Annotated in this window: 17 protein-coding genes and 4 tRNA genes; 14 read left to right on the forward strand and 7 right to left on the reverse strand. The window is 50.4% G+C overall.

The annotated features are described in order from the left end of the window. The first annotated feature begins 78 nt into the window (after positions 1-78). A complete protein-coding gene (locus ACR0QV_RS02155; protein ID WP_432634345.1) occupies positions 79-603 on the forward strand; it encodes a type IV pilin protein in 525 nt (174 codons plus the stop codon). A 60-nt stretch (positions 604-663) separates the two neighbouring features. On the opposite strand, the gene ACR0QV_RS02160 is transcribed toward ACR0QV_RS02155, so the two are convergent. Further along, entirely contained in the window at positions 664-1,014 is a 351-nt protein-coding gene (locus tag ACR0QV_RS02160) for a YtxH domain-containing protein (RefSeq protein ID WP_432634346.1), read from the reverse strand. Between the two features lie 135 nt (positions 1,015-1,149). On the opposite strand from ACR0QV_RS02160, the gene gltA reads away from it, so the two are divergent. Further along, on the forward strand, positions 1,150-2,538 hold the full coding sequence (gene gltA, locus ACR0QV_RS02165) for an NADPH-dependent glutamate synthase (RefSeq protein WP_432634347.1): 1,389 nt from the start codon (positions 1,150-1,152) through the stop codon (positions 2,536-2,538). Position 2,539: 1 nt separating this feature from the next. Then, positions 2,540-3,394, forward strand: coding sequence for a sulfide/dihydroorotate dehydrogenase-like FAD/NAD-binding protein (locus ACR0QV_RS02170; protein WP_432634348.1), 855 nt, complete (start codon positions 2,540-2,542; stop codon positions 3,392-3,394). Between the two features lie 112 nt (positions 3,395-3,506). On the opposite strand, the gene ACR0QV_RS02175 is transcribed toward ACR0QV_RS02170, so the two are convergent. After that, positions 3,507-4,832 (reverse strand): PhoH family protein, encoded by a 1,326-nt coding sequence (locus ACR0QV_RS02175; protein WP_432634349.1) that lies wholly within the window; start codon positions 4,830-4,832, stop codon positions 3,507-3,509. A 124-nt stretch (positions 4,833-4,956) separates the two neighbouring features. On the opposite strand from ACR0QV_RS02175, the gene ACR0QV_RS02180 reads away from it, so the two are divergent. Further along, positions 4,957-7,326 (forward strand): DUF3536 domain-containing protein, encoded by a 2,370-nt coding sequence (locus ACR0QV_RS02180; RefSeq protein WP_432634350.1) that lies wholly within the window; start codon positions 4,957-4,959, stop codon positions 7,324-7,326. A gap of 66 nt (positions 7,327-7,392) precedes the next feature. On the opposite strand, the gene ACR0QV_RS02185 is transcribed toward ACR0QV_RS02180, so the two are convergent. The 3 genes from ACR0QV_RS02185 to ACR0QV_RS02195 are packed head-to-tail and all read right to left on the reverse strand — an operon-like array spanning position 7,393 to position 9,908. Further along, positions 7,393-8,013 carry a tetratricopeptide repeat protein gene (locus tag ACR0QV_RS02185; RefSeq protein ID WP_432634351.1) on the reverse strand — a complete coding sequence of 207 codons (621 nt, stop codon included), beginning with the start codon at positions 8,011-8,013 and terminating at the stop codon, positions 7,393-7,395. Positions 8,014-8,020: 7 nt separating this feature from the next. Beyond that, positions 8,021-8,689 (reverse strand): ABC transporter ATP-binding protein, encoded by a 669-nt coding sequence (locus ACR0QV_RS02190; protein WP_432634352.1) that lies wholly within the window; start codon positions 8,687-8,689, stop codon positions 8,021-8,023. A gap of 1 nt (position 8,690) precedes the next feature. Continuing rightward, a complete protein-coding gene (locus ACR0QV_RS02195) occupies positions 8,691-9,908 on the reverse strand; it encodes an ABC transporter permease (RefSeq protein WP_432634353.1) in 1,218 nt (405 codons plus the stop codon). A gap of 525 nt (positions 9,909-10,433) precedes the next feature. Here ACR0QV_RS02195 and ACR0QV_RS02200 point away from each other — a divergent pair. Further along, complete coding sequence (locus tag ACR0QV_RS02200) at positions 10,434-11,126, forward strand: type IV pilin protein (protein WP_432634354.1); 693 nt, start codon at positions 10,434-10,436, stop codon at positions 11,124-11,126. A 58-nt stretch (positions 11,127-11,184) separates the two neighbouring features. Here ACR0QV_RS02200 and lysS read toward each other — a convergent pair whose 3' ends face one another. Then, positions 11,185-12,726, reverse strand: a complete 1,542-nt coding sequence (gene lysS, locus ACR0QV_RS02205; RefSeq protein WP_432634355.1) for a lysine--tRNA ligase — start codon at positions 12,724-12,726, stop codon at positions 11,185-11,187. 84 nt (positions 12,727-12,810) lie between these two features. On the opposite strand from lysS, the gene ACR0QV_RS02210 reads away from it, so the two are divergent. Further along, positions 12,811-13,431, forward strand: coding sequence for an ankyrin repeat domain-containing protein (locus tag ACR0QV_RS02210; protein ID WP_432634356.1), 621 nt, complete (start codon positions 12,811-12,813; stop codon positions 13,429-13,431). A gap of 241 nt (positions 13,432-13,672) precedes the next feature. On the opposite strand, the gene ACR0QV_RS02215 is transcribed toward ACR0QV_RS02210, so the two are convergent. Continuing rightward, positions 13,673-13,746: transfer RNA gene (locus ACR0QV_RS02215), tRNA-Gln, on the reverse strand. A gap of 97 nt (positions 13,747-13,843) precedes the next feature. On the opposite strand from ACR0QV_RS02215, the gene ACR0QV_RS02220 reads away from it, so the two are divergent. The 8 genes from ACR0QV_RS02220 to ACR0QV_RS02255 all read left to right on the forward strand — a co-directional run bounded on the left by ACR0QV_RS02220 (position 13,844) and on the right by ACR0QV_RS02255 (position 20,715). Then, positions 13,844-13,917: transfer RNA gene (locus ACR0QV_RS02220), tRNA-Ile, on the forward strand. Positions 13,918-14,290: 373 nt separating this feature from the next. Next, a complete protein-coding gene (locus tag ACR0QV_RS02225) occupies positions 14,291-15,325 on the forward strand; it encodes a hypothetical protein (RefSeq protein ID WP_432634357.1) in 1,035 nt (344 codons plus the stop codon). A gap of 60 nt (positions 15,326-15,385) precedes the next feature. Beyond that, positions 15,386-15,458 (forward strand) — tRNA-Pro (locus tag ACR0QV_RS02230). 13 nt (positions 15,459-15,471) lie between these two features. Further along, complete coding sequence (locus tag ACR0QV_RS02235; protein ID WP_432634358.1) at positions 15,472-16,422, forward strand: C39 family peptidase; 951 nt, start codon at positions 15,472-15,474, stop codon at positions 16,420-16,422. Beyond that, positions 16,419-18,149, forward strand: coding sequence for an ABC transporter substrate-binding protein (locus tag ACR0QV_RS02240; protein WP_432634359.1), 1,731 nt, complete (start codon positions 16,419-16,421; stop codon positions 18,147-18,149). Before ACR0QV_RS02235 ends, ACR0QV_RS02240 begins: the two co-directional genes overlap by 4 nt. A 601-nt stretch (positions 18,150-18,750) precedes the next feature. After that, positions 18,751-19,485 carry a type IV pilin protein gene (locus ACR0QV_RS02245; RefSeq protein WP_432634360.1) on the forward strand — a complete coding sequence of 245 codons (735 nt, stop codon included), beginning with the start codon at positions 18,751-18,753 and terminating at the stop codon, positions 19,483-19,485. A 45-nt stretch (positions 19,486-19,530) separates the two neighbouring features. Further along, positions 19,531-19,604: transfer RNA gene (locus ACR0QV_RS02250), tRNA-Met, on the forward strand. Between the two features lie 100 nt (positions 19,605-19,704). After that, complete coding sequence (locus ACR0QV_RS02255) at positions 19,705-20,715, forward strand: glycosyltransferase (RefSeq protein WP_432634361.1); 1,011 nt, start codon at positions 19,705-19,707, stop codon at positions 20,713-20,715. Positions 20,716-20,736: the final 21 nt, after the last annotated feature.

The following is a 20,736-nucleotide window of genomic DNA, read 5'->3' on the forward strand; positions in this document are numbered from 1 at the left end:
CCCGGATGTGCCCGCCGTATAAAAACGTGTATAAAAGGCCGTTTTGCTCAAATATAAAGGCCTTAACAAGGAGAAAAAATGAAAGGATTTAGTAATGTTGTCCGCCCGGCACCCTCAGGTTTTACACTAATAGAATTATTAGTCGTCGTTCTTATTATCGGTATTTTGTCTGCCGTTGCACTGCCGCAATATACCAGAGCGGTGGAAAAAAGCCGCGCAAGCGAAGCCCGCGCTAATGTGAAGGCTATGTACGATGCCGTGGATATTGCCCGTTTAGCCGGGGCTAGTATTGATGGTATGACTTTTGATCAATTAGATATTACTTTTACTGGGGAATCTGGTGGGGGTAATACTAGTTCGTTAAGTACGAAAAATTTCAATTATATGTTATACGGAGGTTGGTGTCCCAACGGAACTTCGCACGCGGTGAGAGCCACTCGCTTAAATTCGCCTTCCTTTTATTATGAAATTTCTTACTGCCGGGAAACGGGATTAAGATGTGGTGATAAGGGCAATGGCGAGTGCAAGGGGATTGGCTTTTATCAAACAAGTGGTACCTGTTTATCAGGTAATATGGTAAATGGTATGTGTTTTACCGAATAATAACTATTCAAGACAAAAAATCCCCGGAGTTTTGCTCTGGGGATTTTTATCGGTTCAAAATTACTCTTCGTCTTTTTTGAACTTGGCGGCAATTTCGTCTTTGCGGCGGTTAAATTCTTTTACCACTTTGTTTTTGCCTTCTTCCAGTTTTTCGCGTGCTTCTTCGGCACGGTCGGAAAATTTGTGGCGGAAATCTTCTGCGCGGTCTTTAATTTTTTCTTTCAGTTCGCCCGCGTGTTCCAACACATATTCCTTTTGTTCTTCGTAGGTATCGTCCGCCCAGCGTTTAAGTTTGCGGCGGGTAACTTCACCCTTGGCCGGCGCTAGCAACACTCCGGCGGCGGCGCCTACCAGCGCACCCAGCAAGAAAGCGGCAATCCCCGCTCCGGCACATTCGCATTTATGGCACATAACTTCCCCCTCCTTTTGCTTTGCTATAATGTTATATATATTGTACAACAATTAGTAGGAACTGCAATTCCTATACATAGTATAGCCGTAAATTTAGTTTTTGTCAGACCTATTTTTAATTAGTTGGAGGTAACTATGCCAAATCCGTCCGCTCCCCGTCAAAACGGGAAACAACTGGCCCCCGAAGTGCGCAAACGCAACTTTGAAGAAGTGGCCCAAATTTTTACCAAAGAAGAAGCCCAGGCCGAGGCCAACCGCTGCCTGCATTGCAAAAATGCCCGCTGTCAGGCCAACTGCCCGGTGGGGGTGCAAATCCCGGACTTTATCGCCCTGTTAAAGGACGGAAAAGTGGGTGAAGCCGCCAGCAAAATTATGGAAACAAGCCTCTTGCCCGCCATTTGTGGACGCGTCTGCCCGCAGGAAAAACATTGCGAGGGCAACTGCATTTTAAAGGAACGCTTTGGCTCGGTGAATATCGGTATGTTGGAACGCTACACCGCCGATACCGCCCGCAACGAGGGGTTATTAAAGGCCCCGCAAACGGCCAAGCCGACGGGCAAAAAGGTGGCTTGTATCGGTTCGGGCCCGTCCTCTATCGCGGCCGCGGCGGAATTGGCGCGCGCCGGGCACGACGTAACCGTTTTTGAAGCGTTGCACGCCTTTGGCGGGGTGCTCCGCTACGGAATTCCGTCCTTCCGCTTGCCGCGCGAAGTGATTGACCACGAAATTGAAACCGTTAAATCTATGGGTGTTAAATTTGTAACGGACGTGCTCGTGGGCGCGACTGAAAAAATTGCTGACTTGCTTAAAGATTTTGATGCCGTATATGTGGGTAGCGGCGCGGGTCTGCCGACACTGACGGGTATCCCCGGCGAAAACGCCGTGGGCGTATATAGCGCAAATGAATTTTTAACCCGCATTAACTTAATGCAGGCGTTTAAATTCCCGCAAACGGATACGCCTATCCAAGTGGGCAAACACGTCGTGGTGTTGGGCGGCGGGAACAGCGCAATGGACGCGGCCCGCTGTGCAATGCGCCTGGGCCCGGATACGGTTACCATTGCTTACCGCAGAAGCGCGGCCGAAATGCCTGCGCGCGCGGCCGAGGTGGAACACGCCAAGGAAGAGGGCGTTCAGTTTGAATATTTGGTAACCCCCAAAGAGGTGTTAGCGGATGAAAAAGGCCGCGTAACGGGCCTTAAATGCACCCGCAACCAGTTGGGCGAACCCGACGCCAGAGGCCGCCGCCGGCCGGTGGAAATCCCGGGCTCGGAGTTTGTAATGCCTGTGGATACGATTATTGTGGCTATCGGACAAAAGCCGAACCCGATTATCGCCAAAACCACGCCGGAACTTAAAACCACGGAGCGCGGCGTTTTGGTGTTGGACGAAGAGGGCAAAACCACTATGCCGGGCGTATATGCCGGGGGCGATATTATCCGCGGCGGCGCCACGGTACTCTTGGCGATGAAGGACGGCATTGAGGCCGCCAAACGCATTAACGCCTACTTGGAGGGGAAATAGTATGGAAGAAAATACCATTTTAATTAAAGAAAATTTAAGCGACGTGGTGGCGAAGTTCGTCATCTATAAACCGCTGATTGCCAAGGCCGCCAAGGCAGGGCAGTTCGTCATTTTGCGCGGGCGCGAGGGTGGCGAACGCGTGCCGGTTACGCTCGTAGATTGGGATAAAGAAAAGGGAACTATTACCGTGATTATCCAAGCCATCGGCAAGACGACGAGTTTGTTTAACTCCTTAAACCAAGGCGATAAGTTTTTGAACGTGGCCGGCCCGCTGGGTACGCCCGTGGAAATCAAAAATTACGGTACCGTAGCCGTTGTAGGCGGCGGGGTGGGTATTGCCGAGGTGTATCCCATTGCGCGCGCGTTTAAAGAGGCTGGCAACCGCGTAATTGCCGTGTTGGGCGCGCGTACCAAGGATTTGCTTATCTTGGAAAAAGAAATGAGCGCCTTGTGTGATAAAACCGTCAGCACCACGGACGACGGCTCCTTCGGTATGAAAGGTATGGTTACCGACGCTATCCAAAAATTGCACGACGAGGGCGAAAAAATTAACGCAGGCTTTATTATCGGGCCGATTCCGATGATGAAGTTTACCTCTCGCTTAATGGATAAACTGGATATGAACCCGCACGCCAGCCTGAACCCGATTATGTTGGACGGCACGGGGATGTGCGGCTGTTGCCGCGTAACCGTAGAGGGCAAGGTGCGCTTTGCGTGTGTGGAAGGGCCGATGTTCCCGTCTAAAACCATTGATTTTGACGAACTCATCCGCCGCACCGCCGAGTACCGCCCGCAGGAAGCGCAAAGTTTGGAACTTTATAAAAAGGACCACATTTGCAAGTGCGGTCTGCACTAATAGCAAGTTGATTTAAAAACGCCCCGGGTAATATAAAAGCCCGGGGCGTTCCATATAATGGTGCCATAAAAACCCCCGGTTTTTGGCCGGGGGTTTTTCACTTCTGACAGCCTTAAAGCAATTTGGAAGCCAAATCCGCCAGGTGGCTGCGTTCCGTCTTGGTAAACGTAATGTGCCCGTGGCTCTTTTGGCCTTTCAAGCGGTCCACCAAATAGGTAAGCCCGTTGGATTCCACATCCAAGTACGGCGTATCAATTTGGTACGGGTCGCCCGTAACCACAACCTTGGTACCTTCGCCCGCGCGGGTTAAAATGGTCTTCATCTCGTGCGGCGTCAGGTTCTGGGCGTCGTCCACAATCATATACTGGCCCGGGAGCGAGCGGCCGCGCATATGCGTAACGGAGGCAATTTCAATCTTTCCGCTGTCCAACAGGTAATGGGCTTTTTCTTCGCCCTCGTCCGGGTTGCGGCGGTCCGCCAAGAAAGCGAGGTTATCGTAAATGGCGCCCATCCACGCTTCCAGTTTTTCCTCCTTGGTGCCGGGTAAGAAGCCGATGTCCTTGCCGACCGGGACGATAGAGCGGCACACCACCAAGCGGCGGTAGGCGTTTTCGTCCATTGTGCGCTGTAAGCCCGTGGCCAGCGTGATAAGCGTTTTACCCGTGCCCGCCGTACCGACGAGGGTTACAATGTCCAAACTGTCGTCTAACAACAGTTCCATTGCAAAGCGCTGTTCTTTGTTTAGCGGCTTAATGCCCCAAGCCGTCGGTTCCTGGGCGGAAAGCGGGCGCAGTACAAATTCCCCGCTGTTGGCCACGCGCCCGATAGCGGATTTCTTGCTCCCGTCGGACGCTTTTAAAATAATAAACTCGTTAGGATAATAAACCGTCGGGTCCACCGGGAGTTTTTTATCGCGGTAGAACGCGTCAATCTGTTCCGCCGGAACTTCCAGTTCCGCTACGCCCGTATAAAGTTCGTCCACATTTACTTTGTCGGACGTGTAGTCCTGCGACGCCAGGCCCAAGGCTTCGGCTTTCAGGCGCATATTGATATCCTTGGTTACCACAATTACGGGTGCGGCGTTCTTGCGGTAAGCGCCTTCCTTTTTGCTTAACGTATAGGCAATGTTTAAAATGGAGTTATCCGCCTTGTTAAACGCCAAGGACTGCGGCAAAATGTTGGGTTTATCCAACTCAATTTTGAGGATTCCGCCCTTGTCCAGTTTTACGCCTTCGTTCAGCCGCCCGTGGGCGCGCATTTCATCCAGCGTGCGGGACACCATACGCGCGTTTTTGCCGCGGGTGTCGCCCTCGCTTTTAAAGGCGTCCAACTCTTCAATGACGGCCATAGGGATAATAATGTCGTTATCCTCAAAGGCGTGCAGGCAGTTTACATCGTGCAGAAGCACATTGGTATCTAGTATGAATGTTTTTTTCATAAGCCCCTCTTGTAGTGGCCCGTTGTAGGACGGGTTAATTATAGTATAGCCTTTCTTTCGCCGTAGTCAAGGGCTTTTCTCGTCGGTCGGAGCAAAAAATGTATATTTTGGCTAAAATATATATATGAAATATCTTTGCATACACGGACACTTTTACCAGCCGCCGCGCGAAAACGCGTGGCTGGAAGAAATAGAAATTCAGGACAGCGCCGCCCCGTACCACGATTGGAACAGCCGCATTTGCGCGGAGTGCTACGCGCCGAACGCCTTGGCGCGCGTGCTGGACGGCAATAAAGATTTAATAGATTTAACCAACAATTATTCCCGCATTAGTTTTAACTTCGGGCCGACCTTGCTCTCTTGGATGGAAAAGGAAGAACCGCAGGTGTATCAGGCGGTGCAGGAGGCCGACCGTATCAGCCGCAAACGCTTTGGCGGGCACGGCAGTGCGATTGCCCAAGTGTATAACCATATGATTTTGCCGCTTGCCAACGCACACGACAAAGTAACCCAGGTGCGCTGGGGCATTGTGGATTTTGAAAAACGCTTTGGCCGCAAGCCCGAGGCTATTTGGCTGGCGGAAACGGCCTGCAATACCGAAACCTTGGAAGTTTTGGCCGCCGAGGGGATGAAGTTTGTTATTTTGGCCCCCGGACAATGTGCCCGCGTGCGCAAAATCGGCGAAAGCAAATGGCAGGAAGTCGGCTCCCGCGTGGATCCCAAGCGGGCATACCGCTGTAATTTGCCCAGCGGAAAAAGCATTGCGCTGTTCTTTTATGACGGGCCCGTGTCGCAGGGAATTGCGTTTTCGGATACCTTATCTTCGGGCGAAAAATTTGCCGCCCGCTTATTGGGCACTTATAACGCCGGGGACGAAGCGCAGTTAATGCACATCGCCACCGACGGCGAAACGTATGGGCATCACCAGAAATTTGCCGAAATGGCCCTTGCCTACTGCCTTAAAAAGGTGGAGGAAACGCCGGGCGTGGAACTGACGGTTTACGGAGAGTTTTTGGAAAAATATCCGCCGCAGTACGAGGCGCAAATTGTGGAAAATACCTCGTGGAGTTGCTTCCACGGCGTGGAACGCTGGCGCGCAGACTGCGGGTGCAATTCGGGGATGAAGCCCGGCTGGAACCAGAAATGGCGCGGGCCGCTTCGCGACGCTTTGGACTATGTGCGCGACGAAATGGTAAAAACCTTTGAAACTGTGGGTGCTCAGTATTTTAAAGACCCGTGGGCTGCGCGTAATGATTATATTGATTTGATTTTGGACCGCTCCTTGGATGCCCAGCACCGCTTTTTCTTAAAGTACGCCATGGAAAAGGCGTGGCGGGACCGCCCGACGGCATTAATGCTGCTTGAAATGCAGCGCAATGCAATGCTGATGTACACCAGTTGCGGATGGTTCTTTGACGAAATTAGCGGCATTGAAACCGTGCAGATTATGCAGTATGCCGCGCGCGCCATTGAACTTAACCGTGTGATTACGGGCGTGGATTTGGAGCCGGCCTTTATGGATAAATTGGCATTGGCGCCTAGTAATTTAAAGGAACTTAAAAACGGACGCGTGGTGTATGAGCGGTATGTAAAACCGCAGGCAATGCCGATTGAAAAAATTGCATTGGAATTTGTGGTGTCTGCCTTGGCGGACGAAACGGCGAACCCCAAGCGCGCCTACGAGTGCGATGTGTTAAATTATACGCCTATCCGTTTGTCGGTGCCCGGAGTTCACTTGTCCTACGGGGATATTACGCTTAAATCCCGCACGACGCTGTTGGAGCGCAAAATGCACTTTGCCGTTTTTCAGCGCGGTTCGGCGGAGTTTGTCTGCGCGGCGGGCGAAGCGGGCAAAATGGACCGCAACGCGGTTTTTGCCCAAATGGAGCGGTTGTTTAAAGACGGAAAGTACGACGAGTGCGCTGAATTTATCCGCCAATCGTTTGAAAAAACCTATCCGCTTATTTCTATGTTCCAGGATGTCCGGCGCAAGGTGGTGGACCTCGTTTTGCGTAAAATGGATGAGCAAATGGACGCCAAATTTACCGAAGTGTTTGAACGCCAATATCCGGTAGTGCGCGGCCTGCAACTCATTGGCGCGCCGATTCCCAAGCCGTTTTTGCGCGTGGCGGAGTTTGTGCTGTCGGCCGATTTAAAGGCCGAGTTCCGCGCCGCCAATGTAAATGTAAACGCGGTAGAGGAATTAATGGAAGACGTAAAAACCCTGGGGTTGGACGTTTCGCGCGGCCCGGTGCGGGATGCGGTAACCGAAAAGTTGACCTTCTTGGCGTTTTCGTTTGCGCGCAACCCGGCCGATAAAGCCTGTGCGCTCAAACTGGTGGAATTTTTAAACTACGCGGAAATCTTCGGCTTTGAGCCGGACACGGTCAAAGCGCAGGAGTTCGTGTTCTTTGGCTTAAAGGCCCTAGGGGCGGAAGCCAAAACCAAGGATATTTTGCGTGCCTTGGCGCGTAAGTTAAAAATTGCCCTGTAAGTTTTTGGGACAGTAAAAAAGGCCCCGCGCATTGTTTGCGCGGGGCCGTTTTGCATTAAGCCAAAATTACATCGGGTCGCGTTTTAAGGGGAGTTTTTCCATAGCGGCTAATTTCTTTTTAGCCAGCGGTTCCCCTTGTTGTACGGCCATTAAATAATAGTGCAGGGCTTGGCTCGGGTCCTTTTCCACTCCTACGCCGCGCTCGTACAAATCGCCTACTAAGGTTTGGGCCAAGGGACTTTTGTCCTCGGCTGCGGCCTTCATTAATTCAAAACCTTTTTTTTCGTCCTTTTGCGTGCCGATACCGTGCAGATAGCAAATAGCCCAGTTTACGCGCCCCTCAAAATCGCCCGCTTCCGCGGCGGCTTTATACCATTGAAAGGTTTTGCCCAAATTTTGCGGGCAGCCGTGCCCGGCGTTATACAACCCCGCCAGCGCCGTCATCGCGCGCGTATGGCCGTTTTTTGCCGCCGTATCAAACCAATTAAAGGCTTGGCGGTAGTCTTGAATTACCTTTTTGCCTTGGTAATACATTAGGCCCATTTGGTATTGGGCTTCCGGGTCGCCCTGGGAAGCCTTTTGCAGGGTTTGCTTAAAGGGATTATGGGCGTATTGGCGCAGAAAAAATAAAGCCAGCGCCAAAATAAAAATAATCGTTAGCCCTGTGCGCGTTTCAATCAGTTCCATAACGCTCCTATTTGGTTTTTACCAATTTGCGGTTGGTTAAAGTATAGACTTCGTCCGCATAGTCGGCGGCGCGGACGTCGTGCGTAACCATTAAAATAGTAAGGCCTTTATCCTTACTCATTTTGGCAAAATCTTGGAAGACCTGTTCCTTGCGGGCCGCATCCAGGTTGCCGGTGGGTTCGTCCGCCAGCAAAAGGGCGGGCTCGTTGCGAAGCGCGCGCGCAATACTGGCGCGCTGTTTTTCGCCGCCCGACAAGTCCGCGGGCAGTTTGTGGCTGATAGCGCCTAAACCCAAATTTTCCAAAAGTGCTTGGGCCTTTTTCGGGTCCGGCTTGCCGCGCATTAAGGCGGGCATATCCACATTTTCCAAGAGGGAAAATTCGGGCAGTAACCCGTCAAACTGAAAGACAAACCCCATTTTTTTAAGGCGCAAGGTCGAGCGGGCGGCTTCGCTTTTAAGCGCGGTGATTTCTTCGCCGTCCACAAAAATCTTGCCCGAGGTTGGCTTGTCTAGCATAGCAATTAAGTTTAAAAGCGTGCTTTTGCCCGAACCGCTGGGCCCTAATAGAACGGTAAATTTGCCGCGTTTAATGGTAAGCGACACATCCTCCAATACGCAGAGGTCCTCTTCGTCGCCTTGTCCGTAAATTTTAGTTAAATGTTCAAGCGTAATCATGTCATCCGTACCGTATCGCGTCCGTGGGGTGTACGCGCGAAGCCTTTACCGCCGGGTACAAACCCGCCACGAAGCAAATTAAATAACTGCCGCCCACCACGGCTACAATGTCCCATAATTGCATCCGCACGGGGACCTTGGTTAAATAGTAAATGTCTCCGGGGAGTTCCACAATATTAAAGGTGGCAATAATCCAGCAAAGCAGGCACGCCAAAAGCAGCCCCAGTACAATGCCCAGCGTGGCAATAACCATTGCTTCCCACATAAATACTTTGCGGATGAGTTGGGGGCTTGCGCCCATTGCACGCATAATGCCAATATCGCGCAGTTTTTCGGTGCCCAGCAAAATGAGGTTGCCCGCAATATTAAGCGAGGCCACGCCGATAATCAAAAATAAAATGATAAACATCATTGCTTTTTCCAGTTTTAAGGCGGCGTAAAGCGTGCTGTTTAACTGGGCGAAGGTTTTGACGGAGTAGCCATACCCCACCACGGGGCGGATTTGCTCGGCGGCTTTTTCGGCATCGTTAATATTGTGCAGGCGCACGGCTAGGCCGGTGGTGCCCTGTTTGAGCCCAAAGAAATCGCTGGCGTGGCCTAGCGTGGTGTAAGCGATGGTATTGTCAAACTCGTAATACCCGGTGCGCAACAGGCCGCTAATGCGGAATTTCTTCATTTTGGGGAACATCCCCGCCGAAGTGGAAATAGATTGGGGGGAAATGAGTACGACGTCGTCGCCGATGTCGGCCCCCAAATTGGCGGCCAGTTCCGTGCCCAGCACCAAGGGGGGCGGGGCACCTTCGCCCCAATCGGGCGTAAAGGAGCCGTCCACCAGCGAGTCCGCCAAGTTATTAATCTTTTTTTCCTGTTCCGGGTCCAACCCGCGGACGATTAAGCCCACACTTTGCCCGGCATAGGTAATAATGCCCTGCCCGTAAATGTGCGGAGCGGCGGCCTCTACCAAGGGCAATTTTTCCAAGGCGGCAATTTTCTTTTGATAGGTTTCTTTGCTCATACGGCCAAAGATAAGGATATGGCTTTGCGCGCCGATGACTTTGTCTTTGATATCGGTTTGAAAGCCGTTCATAACGGATAAAGTGGTGATGAGTGCGGCCACCCCCACGCTTACGCCTGCCACGCCGATAAGCGTGGTGATAAAGGCGAAGAGCCCTTGGCGGCGTGTTAAGTAGCGCACGGCGATAAAACGTTCAAATTTCATAGTTGTATTTTACCTTATTTAAAGGGCCCTTTGGGAAAATGGGGCTATGACCCTGTGGGGCGGAACATTTGCGGTTGCCTTTTCGTCTGTTTGCAACATTGCAAAAACAGTGTGGCTTTATTAATTAAAGGGTCGCGGACAAGTGGCGGCGCGCAGCGTGCCGTCATCCCGGAGTGTTTTTATCCGGGATCTGTTGTTTTGTAAGAGAACAACAATGACAAAAACAGATTCCCGACTACAACTTTCGGGAATGACGACAACCACCAACTACCCAAGCGGTAGGTCCTGAAACGAGTTCAGGACGACATACTTATTTTGCTGTGCAGTCTTGTTGTCATCCCCGAGTGTTTCTGTCGGGGATCTGTCGTTGCCGTTTTGCCCGTTCTCTGTAAAGGGGTTGTTTCGTTTTTTTTTTTGTTAAAATTTTGATAAATCGCACTTGGTGTACCCGGATGTATCCGCTGTATAAAAACGCGTATAAAAGGCCGTTTTGCTCAAATATAAAGGCCTTAACGAGGAGAAAAAATGAAAGGATTTATTGATGTTAGCCGTGCGGCCACCCCAAACAGACGTCATTCCGTAAGGTTTCTGTACGGAATCTCGTCGTTTCGCAACAACAGATTCCCGACTACAACACTCGGGAATGACGACACCATAATACCTGTCCGCACGGCACCTGCAGGTTTTACCCTTATTGAACTCTTGGTAGTCGTGCTCATCATTGGCATTTTGGCGGCGGTGGCCTTGCCGCAATACAATAAAGCGGTGCAGAAAAGCAGAAATTCGCAACTAAAAACGGTCATTGCCACGATTGCCAAAGCGCAAGAGGTATATGTTATGGCTAATGGGCATATTGCGGCTTCGTTTGGCGAGTTGGACGTGGATTTGCCTTTGGCGGCCCCAGCCGTTTCGGCCGGGATCGGCAATACCTGTAATTTAATTACTGCCGGAGCGGATTCTATCCGCCAGGGGAAGGATTTTTATGTTGTGCTAAATAATGATAGAAGCACCGATTCAACGGGTTCCATAGCTGCGGTGTGGACGGCGGGACAGTATAAGTGCAATGGGTTTATTTATCGGTTAGCAACAACAGAAATGCTTTGCGTGGAAGCCCGCAACGGTACATCCAATATTACCGCAGGCACCTTTTGTGAAAATATTGAAAGTGCCAAATACGTAAGGGACGGACGAGGTTGGCAACAGTACACCTTGCCTTAATAAAAAAACTCCCCGCGCTTGTGTTCTTGGCGCGGGGAGTTTAACATACAAAACAACTTTATTTCTTTTCTTCTTCTTTTTTCTCGTTCTCGTTTTCGTCCAACTTTTTAAGCGTGGGGAACAAGATAATCTCGCGGATAGAGTCTTGGCCGGTAAGCATCATAATGATACGGTCAATACCAATACCCATACCGCCGGTGGGCGGCATACCGCTTTCCATTGCTTCAATGTAGTCGGCATCCAAAATATCGGCGTTGTTGGCGTCTTCGCCTTTGGCTACGGCCTTGGCGGCGGCTTGGTCTTTCAAGCGCTGCAACTGGTCCGCCGGGTCGTTCAACTCGGTGTAAGCGTTACCGAGTTCTTGCCCGTTTACAAACACCTCAAAGCGTTCCACCAGTTCCGGGTCGCCCGGTTTGGTCTTGGAGAACGGGCTTACCGCCGTGGGGTATTCCATAGCAATAACCGGGTTGTGGTAGTCGGCCAACAATTTGCCTTCAAACAGTTCGTCAAAAATGGAGGAATCGCTGTCGTTGGGACCGAATTTTACGCCTTGTTCGCGGGCGACTTCTTCCAGTTTGGCACGGTTAAAGTGGCGGCCGTTTAATACTTCGTGAATATCGTGGCCGAATTTTTCCTTCCACGCCACCGGGATATAGAGGCGTTTAAAGGGCGGTCTTAAATCCACGTCATAGCCGCGGAAATGAATCGTCTCCGCACCGATAGCCTTGGCGGCGTTGCCCAAAATTTCGTCAAACAAATCCGCCATCGTGTTTACGTCCCCATACGCCTGATAGAGTTCCATCATCGTAAATTCGGGGTTGTGGGTCGTATCAATACCCTCGTTGCGGAACATATGGCCGATTTCGTAAATCTTATCCATACCGCCGATGATTAAGCGTTTGTGGTACAGTTCCAACGCAATGCGCATAAAAAGCGGCATCTTTAAGGCGTTGTGGTACGTTTCAAACGGGCGGGCAATCGCGCCGCCGGAATCGGGGTTCAAAATCGGGGTATCTACTTCCAAAAAGCCCTTTTCGTCCAAGGTTTTGCGGATAGACGAAATGATTTTAGCGCGTTTAATAAAAATTTCTTTTACGTCCTCATTGGCGATTAAATCCAAGTGGCGTTTGCGGAAGCGGACTTCGGTATCCTGCAAGCCGTGGTATTTTTCCGGCATCGGGCGGATAGCCTTGGAAAGGAGCGTAAGTTTGGTTACTTTAATGGTTTTTTCGCCCGTTTTGGTAACAAACACGTGCCCGGTTACGGACACAAAATCACCCACCGCAATATGCTTTTTAAAGAACGCGTAGGCTTCGTCGCCCAAGTTGTCTTTGGCGATGTAGAGTTGCACGCGGCCCGAAAAGTCGCGCAGGTGCGCAAAGGCGGCCTTGCCCATTAAGCGCAGTTGCATTAATCTGCCGGCGGTAACGGCTTCGGCCCCTTCGGGGGAGTCCTTGGCTTGCTGGCAGGAAATCTGTTTTTCACAGCGGTTGGGGTAAGGGGTTACACCCAGTTGGCGGATTTCTTCTACTTCCGCATAGCGCCGGGCGATGATTTCGTCCAGCGAATTGTTATGCTGTTGCGTATGTTCGGTTGACATCTGTAAAACCTCTGTATTTTATATTACCTATATTTTAGCAAATTGGAGGGGGTAATAATGATACAATAATCAACGGAGGATTTTATGAAACGGAACACAATTTTATTAATTTTAGTGATTGGTGCGCTGATTAGCGGCGGGTTGTATTACCGTTACCACGGCGAGGAAACCGACGAACGCGGCGCCACCAAATTAATGCAGGCGCTGGAACACGAGGAGCAATTAACTAAGGAAACCGCGCGCTTAATCAAACGCAGTGATGATGTAAACGAACGGGATTTGGCCGGGCAAACCGCGCTGTTTTATGCGGCGCGCCACGCCAAGGACCCGCAAGCCGTGCGCAATTTAATGGCGGCGGGTGCGGATGCGTACATTACGGATAACGAAGGTCGTACCGCACTAATGAACGCGGCGCAATATAACGAGTCTGTGGCGGTGGTAGAGGAACTGGTCAAAAACGCTTCGCATGTTAATTTGCAGGATAAAGCGGGCGAAACGGCGCTGTTGCTGGCGGCCCAAAACAATACGGCGGACGTGATAAAGGTGTTGCTTCGCGCCAAGGCCAACCCGGACCTTGCCGGGCCGGACGGCAAAACGCCCGCGCAGGAACTGGCCGAAAACAAGAAATTGACGGATGAGGAAAAGGCTGATTACCGCCAAGCAATGTTGGTGCTTTCCATTTTACAACCGCAACATTTAGAGTAAAAAAGAGAAAAAAATAACCGCCTTAAAAAAGGCGGTTTAAAAATCTGGTTCCGGTGGAAACTCGGCCACAAGTCCGCTTGCTGACGCGCGCGGCTCGCGGCCCCGCCTCGCGGTATTCGCCTTTGCCTAACGGCAAAACTCATACATCGCTGCGGCTTTCTCGTCCTAACGCGGGCAAAGCAGTTTGCCCGCTCTCCCGGAACAAAAAAATAACCGCCTTAAAAAAGGCGGTTTAAAAATCTGGTTCCGGGACTAGGACTCGAACCTAGAATTAATGCTCCAGAGGCATCCGTGTTACCATTACACCATCCCGGATTAACATAAATATTTTAGCACATTTTAATAAAACGGTGCAATTTTTTCTTATTATCCCGCCCGGCGCTTTAATTTGTTATAATAAAAAATAGATTTAGCGCCTATAGCTCAATCGGTTAGAGCAACCGACTCATAATCGGTGGGTTCCAGGTTCAAGTCCTGGTGGGCGCAGTATTCAAAAGCCTACGCGCAAGCGTGGGCTTTTTTGCGCCCAAGCACACCAACTGCTTGGTGTGCGTCCAGACTTGAAAGGCGGAGCGATGTTTTTGTTTGAAGCGAGGAACGCTGAAAGGCAAAAACCGCGAGCCCGGCCTGCAAGAAAATTCCGTTAGGAATTTTACTGGAAGGCAAGTCCTGGTGGGCGCAGTATTCAAAAGCCTACGCGTAAGCGTGGGCTTTTTTGTGCCCAAGCACACCAACTGCTTGGTGTGCGTCCAGACTTGAAAGGCAAATTATCCCACTGCTCTGCCCGCGTTAGGACGGGAAAACACGCGCACCCCACAGGGGGGATGACATTTTGCGCTTTTTCTGCTACCATACGGGTATGAACCTGTTTTTGCGCGCGATGTGTGTTTTATCCCTTTCTCTTTTTGCGTCCGGTCCGCTGGCGGCGCAAAGCGTGCGCGCGTTTGTGCCCCGAAATATCAAAACATCCTTTAAAGTACAGGTGCCGCGGGCCGTTAAGGTTCCCTCTTTTGCTTCCGTATCTGCCGTACAAGTAATTCCAATGCGCCCGGACGTACAAAAGGCTTTAGCTTCTTGTGTATTAACTCCGGGGATAAAGGCGCGCTTGTCTGCGTTCCATATTAAGGACTTACCAGGTGGCATAACGGAAGTATCGCTCCCTAAAAAATCGCTTTTATTAACCGATACCCACGCCGGCGCCCGTGCCGTGGCTATGGTGCAAAAACATAAAAAATTGTCCAAACCGCAGGCGCTTGTTTGGCTTGCCGAGCACCCCCAAGAGGCCGCACTTATTTACGGGCTTCCGCGCTTTACGGGAAAAGCGTATGTCATCCGCGATTTAAAAACCGTCCAATGGCAGGAAAACCCGTGGGAAGAAACCGCCGCCCTGCGCAATACGCCGTACCCGGCTCCGCGCTATGCGTTTGATTTACTGCGCGGGATGCGTTTGTCCGCGGACGGGAAAGATTTGCGCAATATTTTTAAAAACGGGCTGGATGTAAACAAAGCCTATGACTATCAAACCGCTTGGCCGGTGCTTCACTTTTCCCAAAACCCGGATTTTGCCGTTCGCTTTGCAATGAGCGAGGAAAAGCCCATTTCCATTATGCTTCACGTCGGCGGACTGCTCCCGCCGAACTACCGCACGCAAAAATTGCATATACAGGAATTTACTACGCCTAAAAGTATTCCCACTAAGCAAATTATGCAAATAAGTGCGTTTTTAAAGGTGGGGAAAAAACCTTGCTGGGGCCAGTTGGATTTGCTCCCTAGTGGGAATTTTTTATTCCGCCCGTATGATATTTCTCTTACAAAGGATCCGTCATTTGTGGAGCGCGATTCGCCCTTGCACGAAGTCCTCCCGCAAGACCGTATTCCGCGCAGTTCCAAATAAAACACGCTGGCTTATTTTTTTATAGGGTTTTTAGCCTAAAATTGGTACAATATACACGTTCGGGGCATGGCTCAAGTGGTAGAGCGCCCGCTTTGGGAGCGGGAGGTTCCCGGTTCAAGTCCGGGTGCCCCGATAAAGGTTTTTATATGGCCCAACAGCATTCCTGTATCTTCAATCTTTTGCACACTCCTGCCGATATAGCGGACAAAACGGTAACAGACGGTATCCAAACCGTGGTTTCTCACGTGTTCAAAACGCCGTTTCCCTTTTCATCTTTTGTTTTGTCTGCCGGGTTTCGCTCTCCGGCGGACGGTTGGCTGTTATTGGAAGCGCAGGTGTGCGTAAAGGAAAAATGGAGCGGATTTTATAAGTTGGGGCTTTTGTCCGGCAAAATGAAGAGCAGTTTCCCTGCGCAAGAGGACGCCTTCGGCCGCGTGGCGACGGATGAACTGGTTTTGTCGGCCCCGGCGGAAGCATACCGCTACCGTTTAAAGTTGTTTGGCGGGGCGGAAGTAACCTCGCTGGCGGTAACGGCAGTAAGCGCTTCTTTTGCGTATGACGAAAAAAGCGCCGCCCGTTTGCCCGCAGGTTCGTTTGAACACGAAGTAACCCCGATTTCCCAAATGGAGCAAACCCACCCGGACCGCCGCCGCATTTGCAGCCCCACTTCGCTTTGTATGGCGTTAAATGCGTTAGGTATTAAAACCGCCTTAAAGGATTTTTTGGAAGAGGTTTTTGACCAAACAGCGGGCATTTTTGGCAACTGGGTTTTTAATGTGGCCGCGGCATCGGCCCGCGGGGCGGAGTCGTATGTGCGGCGTTTTAGCGCATTAAGCGAACTCAAAAATTTTGTAACGGAAGACTCCTTGGTGGTGGCCAGTACCAGTTACAACCGCGGGGAACTTACGGGGGCGGCCATAGAGCATACGCCTGGGCACTTGGTGTTAATCCGGGGGTGGAAGGACGGAAAAATTTTAGTGGCGGACCCGGCTGCTTTAAAAAAAGATTTAGTTTTGCGCGCCTACGACGCGCGGGAATTTGCAAAAGCGTGGCTGTGTAATAAAAAAGGCGCCGCGTATGTGGTGAGGAAAAAATGAAGAAATGTTTATTGTTTTTGTGTGCCGTGTTGTTGTTTTCGGCCTGCGCCAAACAAGATATGAAGGATACCTTGGTGGTGGCGCACAAAGGGGAAATGGAATCCCTGGACCCGGTTTATTCCTATGACGGGGTAACCCACGGGCTGTTAATTAACGTGTATGATACCCTTTTAAAGTTTGACGGCTCCTCGCTGACCGATTTGCTCCCGTCCGTTTCTACGGCGGTGCCCAGCAAGGAAAACGGCCTCATTTCCGCCGACGGCCTCACTTATACTTTTCCTATCCGCAAAGGAATTAAATTCCAAGGCGGGGAAGAATTGACACCCGAGGATGTGCGTTATTCGTTGTTGCGCTTTCTGTTGTCCGATGTGTCCGGCGGACCGTCCAGTTTGCTGTTGGAACCGATTTTGGGTGTATCCTCTACGCGCAACGATAAGGGCGAAATTGTCGTCAATTTTAAGGACGCCGCCAACGCCGTCCGCGTGGACGGGGATAACGTGGTGGTAACGCTCAAACGGCCGTTTGCACCGTTCCTCTCTATTATTGCGCGGTGGAGTTACATCGTCAGCAAGGATTGGGCGGTTTCGCACGGCGCGTGGGACGGCACGGAAGAAACGTGGAAGCAGTTTAACAACTTTGCCAAAGATTCCTCTCCGTTCTTTGCGGTTGCCAACGGTTCGGGCCCGTTTAGTGTGGCGCGCTGGGATATTGCCGCCAAACGCTTGACCTTGGCCGCGAACGAAAATTATTTTGAGGGTGCGCCTAAATTAAAATTTATCCATATGCTGACGGTGGATGAACCCTCTACCCTGCGCCTAATGTTGGAAACGGGCGATGCGGACGTGGCGGAAATTTCCACCAAGTTTGCGGCGCAAATTAAGGGAAACCCCGAGGTAACCTTGTATGATAATTTGCCCCGCCTGCGCACGGACCCGGTCATCTTTTTTACGCTTGATATCAATATGCAGGCCAACCCGGATGTAGGTTCCGGCAAGTTGGACGGGCAGGGGATTCCGGCCGATTTCTTTGCCGATAAAAACTTGCGCCAAGCCTTTGAATACGCCTTTGATTATGATTCCTTTTTAAAGGAATCTATGGAAGGCCGCGGCGAGCGCGCTATCGGCCCGGCCCCGGCGGGTTTGGTAAAATACGACAAAGATTTTAAACAATATCCCTTTGATTTAAAAAAGGCCGAGGAACTTTTTAAAAAGGCTTGGGGCGGCCAAGTGTGGGAAAAGGGCTTTAAATTTACCATTACCTACAATACCAGCGGCGATATGCGCCAAATTGCGAGTGAAATTTTAAAACGCAATGTGGAAAGTTTAAACCCCAAATTCCAAATTGACTTGCGCGGTGTAACGTGGCCGTCGTTCTTGGAAAAAACTGCCAAACGCCAAATGCCGATGTGGGCGCGCGGCTGGGTGGCCGATTACGCCGATGCGCACAATTTCTATTTCCCGTTCTTGCACAGCCAAGGGCGTTATGCGCTTTCGCAGGGATACAAAAATCCGCAGGTGGACGCGCTGATTGAGCGGGCCGTGTCGGAAACCAACTTTGCTAAACGCAGTGCGTTATATAAGCAAGTGCATAACTTAATGCACGAGGACGCAATGCAGATTTACACTGTCCACCCCACGGGCCTGTGGGCAATGCGTAAAAATGTGAAGGGCTTTACGGATAACCCGGTGTATATGGGTATTTATTTCTACCCGATGTTTAAAGAATAATTGCGACGGAATTTGTGATTGCGCGCGGGGCAAGGATTTGCATTTCCTTGCCCCGCGCGCTTTTTTAAAAGGAACAGCCTGCCCGCCAGTTCAGAATGACCCCAATTTTTATAACGGTCTTTGTTGCCATTTCGTTTGTTTGCGACATTGCAAACATAGAGTGGCTCCCCTAATCAAATGAGCGCGGACAATCTGCCGCCTGCAAGGTGCGGCGCGCAGCGTGTCGTCATCCCGGAGTGTTTTTATCCGGGATCTGTCGTTGGGTGTTGCCGTTGCCGTCATTCCCGAGAGTTGTAGTCGGGAATCTGCTGTTTGTCGTTTTCCCTTTTAATAACGACAGATCCCCGACTAAATTCCTCGGGGATGACAAGGGAAAAGGCCTCTTATTAAAAAGCGGTCATCCTGAATTTAGTTCAGGATCTACCGATTGGGTCTTTCGTTGTAGTCTTTTTGGCTGTTGTTCATAAAGGGGTTGTTCCGTTTTTTTTTTTTGTTAAAATTTTGATAAATTGCGGTGGGTGTACCCGGATGTATCCGCTGTATAAAAACGCGTATAAAAGACCGTTTTGCTCAAATATAAAGGCCTAAACAAGGAGAAAAAATGAAAGGATTTATCAATAGGTTGTTGCCTTTGTTGTCATTCCAGGGCCCGCATACAATCGGGAACCTGGAATCCAGGAATAAAATAAGGAGTTTTTCTAATAAACAGACTGGATCCCGGGTCCACGCCCGGGATGACAACTACCACGACAGATCCCGTAACCCTGCGGGCCGCCAATTCCTCGGGGATGACAACAACATTGCTAGGGAAGGCCGCGCGGCAACAGCAGGTTTTACCTTAATTGAACTCTTAGTAGTCGTTCTCATTATTGGCATATTGGCCGCGGTGGCGTTGCCCGAGTATCAGGTAGCCGTGTTAAAAAGCCGTCTGTCCAGCGCGATGCCCACCGTCAAAACCATTGCCAATGCGGCCGAGGTGTATTATTTAGCCAATGGCGAGTATGCTTCTGATGATATTACGCTACTTGATATTTCGGATGTAAACGGGTGCAGGCAAGCAGGTAACGGACAATTAAATTGCGGAAATATTTGGTATGATTACAATGCTGGGGAATATTGGCATAATACCAATAAAGAAGACCGTATTGACGGGAGAGTCTATTTAAATGGGCAAGATACTATTCAATATTCGCAGTATTTAGATCATAGTCCTACTTACGCGGGCGAGCGCCATTGTATGGTTAGAGATACTTCTTCCTCTTTGGCGCACCGTGTATGCAAGAGTATGGGCGGTACGTTAATTGGAGGCAGCAGTACGGAATATCGTCTGCCGTAGCCGACAACAATTTGCATTTCCTGTCCCAAAGTGTTATAATAACATTGCGGGGTAGAGAAGCCTGGTATCTCGCAAGGCCCATAACCTTGAGATCACTGGTTCAAATCCAGTCCCCGCAATGTTTTCTATGATTACCGCCCTTACAGGGCGGTTTTTTTATGCCCGTTTTTTATGTACAATAGAAAAGAATTGCATAAGGGTTTATGTTAGGAGGATGAAATGAACGTATGTATTTTTATTGGTGGAAATAAACACTTTACCGCCACTCGCCTGGGGGTAAAACTGGGCGAGGAATTACAGCAAAAAGGCTTTCAGGTTACGCTGGCTTGTGTAAAGGGTAAATTAAAAGCCGCCACGTCTTTGCCTGTTTACGAATATACGGCAACAGCCAAACCCAAAACCTTGGCGGGTGCGCTTAAAAAAGAACACGCCGATTTTGTGATTTCGTTTATGAATTTGCCTGGCTGTGCGGCTGCGCAGGAAATGGGTTTGCCGTTTGCCTATGCCGAAAACGAAGGCTTTAAAGAGGATAAACCGTCCAAAGACAAAAAGACCTTACTCAAAAAGGCCAAACAGGTATTTGTGATTAAAACTTCGGATAAGCCGCTTAATAAAAAGGCTTACACCGGCCTGAAAGTGCAGGAAGTTACCAACCCTGCCGTGTGGGTGGAGCACTATAATTACAACAAGCCCGCCTGCTTTAAAAAGGAAAATAACATCGTGGCCGTGGGCAAATTAGCCAAGGAAAGCGGCTTTGATAACCTGCTTAAAACTTGGGCGCGTTTGGCCCCGGCGCATACAACTTGGCACTTAACTATTGTGGGCGACGGCACCAGCAAGGCCGCCTTGCAAAAATTTATTGCTAAAAATCACTTGCAAGCCAGTACCGAAATTGTGCCCGCGCAAACCGATGTGTATAGCCTGTTGCGCAACGCCGATATCTTTGCGTACCCGGCCTTGAACCCGGCGGAAGCCGATATTCTGCTGGATGCTATGGCCAGCAAATTGCCGTGCGTGGCGTGCGAATCCACTCCCGTTACGGCGTTGGTGGCCAACGGCATTAACGGCCTTATTGTAAACGCGGGTGAAGAAGAACCGTTCACCATTGCCTTGGATGAGTTAATGGTAAACTGGGGCAAGCGTGTGGGCTTGGCGGTGGAAGCCAGCAAATTAAAAGACAAATATCCGTTTGAAGATTTTGTCCGTGCGTTTGCGCAGTTGCTTTATTAATTATGGCCCGGCAAATTTTTA

It is taken from the genome of Candidatus Avelusimicrobium sp. (genome assembly GCF_050873505.1).
Classification (GTDB): domain Bacteria; phylum Elusimicrobiota; class Elusimicrobia; order Elusimicrobiales; family Elusimicrobiaceae; genus Avelusimicrobium.

Excerpts from the sequence above, each read along its gene's own strand:
- ACR0QV_RS02155 (WP_432634345.1), top strand. The coding sequence starts at position 79 with ATGAAAGGATTTAGTAATGTTGTCCGCCCGGCACCCTCAGGTTTTACA.
- ACR0QV_RS02160 (WP_432634346.1), bottom strand. The coding sequence starts at position 1,014 with ATGTGCCATAAATGCGAATGTGCCGGAGCGGGGATTGCCGCTTTCTTG.
- gltA (WP_432634347.1), top strand. The coding sequence starts at position 1,150 with ATGCCAAATCCGTCCGCTCCCCGTCAAAACGGGAAACAACTGGCCCCC.
- ACR0QV_RS02170 (WP_432634348.1), top strand. The coding sequence starts at position 2,540 with ATGGAAGAAAATACCATTTTAATTAAAGAAAATTTAAGCGACGTGGTG.
- ACR0QV_RS02175 (WP_432634349.1), bottom strand. The coding sequence starts at position 4,832 with ATGAAAAAAACATTCATACTAGATACCAATGTGCTTCTGCACGATGTA.
- ACR0QV_RS02180 (WP_432634350.1), top strand. The coding sequence starts at position 4,957 with ATGAAATATCTTTGCATACACGGACACTTTTACCAGCCGCCGCGCGAA.
- ACR0QV_RS02185 (WP_432634351.1), bottom strand. The coding sequence starts at position 8,013 with ATGGAACTGATTGAAACGCGCACAGGGCTAACGATTATTTTTATTTTG.
- ACR0QV_RS02190 (WP_432634352.1), bottom strand. The coding sequence starts at position 8,689 with ATGATTACGCTTGAACATTTAACTAAAATTTACGGACAAGGCGACGAA.
- ACR0QV_RS02195 (WP_432634353.1), bottom strand. The coding sequence starts at position 9,908 with ATGAAATTTGAACGTTTTATCGCCGTGCGCTACTTAACACGCCGCCAA.
- ACR0QV_RS02200 (WP_432634354.1), top strand. The coding sequence starts at position 10,434 with ATGAAAGGATTTATTGATGTTAGCCGTGCGGCCACCCCAAACAGACGT.
- lysS (WP_432634355.1), bottom strand. The coding sequence starts at position 12,726 with ATGTCAACCGAACATACGCAACAGCATAACAATTCGCTGGACGAAATC.
- ACR0QV_RS02210 (WP_432634356.1), top strand. The coding sequence starts at position 12,811 with ATGAAACGGAACACAATTTTATTAATTTTAGTGATTGGTGCGCTGATT.
- ACR0QV_RS02225 (WP_432634357.1), top strand. The coding sequence starts at position 14,291 with ATGAACCTGTTTTTGCGCGCGATGTGTGTTTTATCCCTTTCTCTTTTT.
- ACR0QV_RS02235 (WP_432634358.1), top strand. The coding sequence starts at position 15,472 with ATGGCCCAACAGCATTCCTGTATCTTCAATCTTTTGCACACTCCTGCC.
- ACR0QV_RS02240 (WP_432634359.1), top strand. The coding sequence starts at position 16,419 with ATGAAGAAATGTTTATTGTTTTTGTGTGCCGTGTTGTTGTTTTCGGCC.
- ACR0QV_RS02245 (WP_432634360.1), top strand. The coding sequence starts at position 18,751 with ATGAAAGGATTTATCAATAGGTTGTTGCCTTTGTTGTCATTCCAGGGC.
- ACR0QV_RS02255 (WP_432634361.1), top strand. The coding sequence starts at position 19,705 with ATGAACGTATGTATTTTTATTGGTGGAAATAAACACTTTACCGCCACT.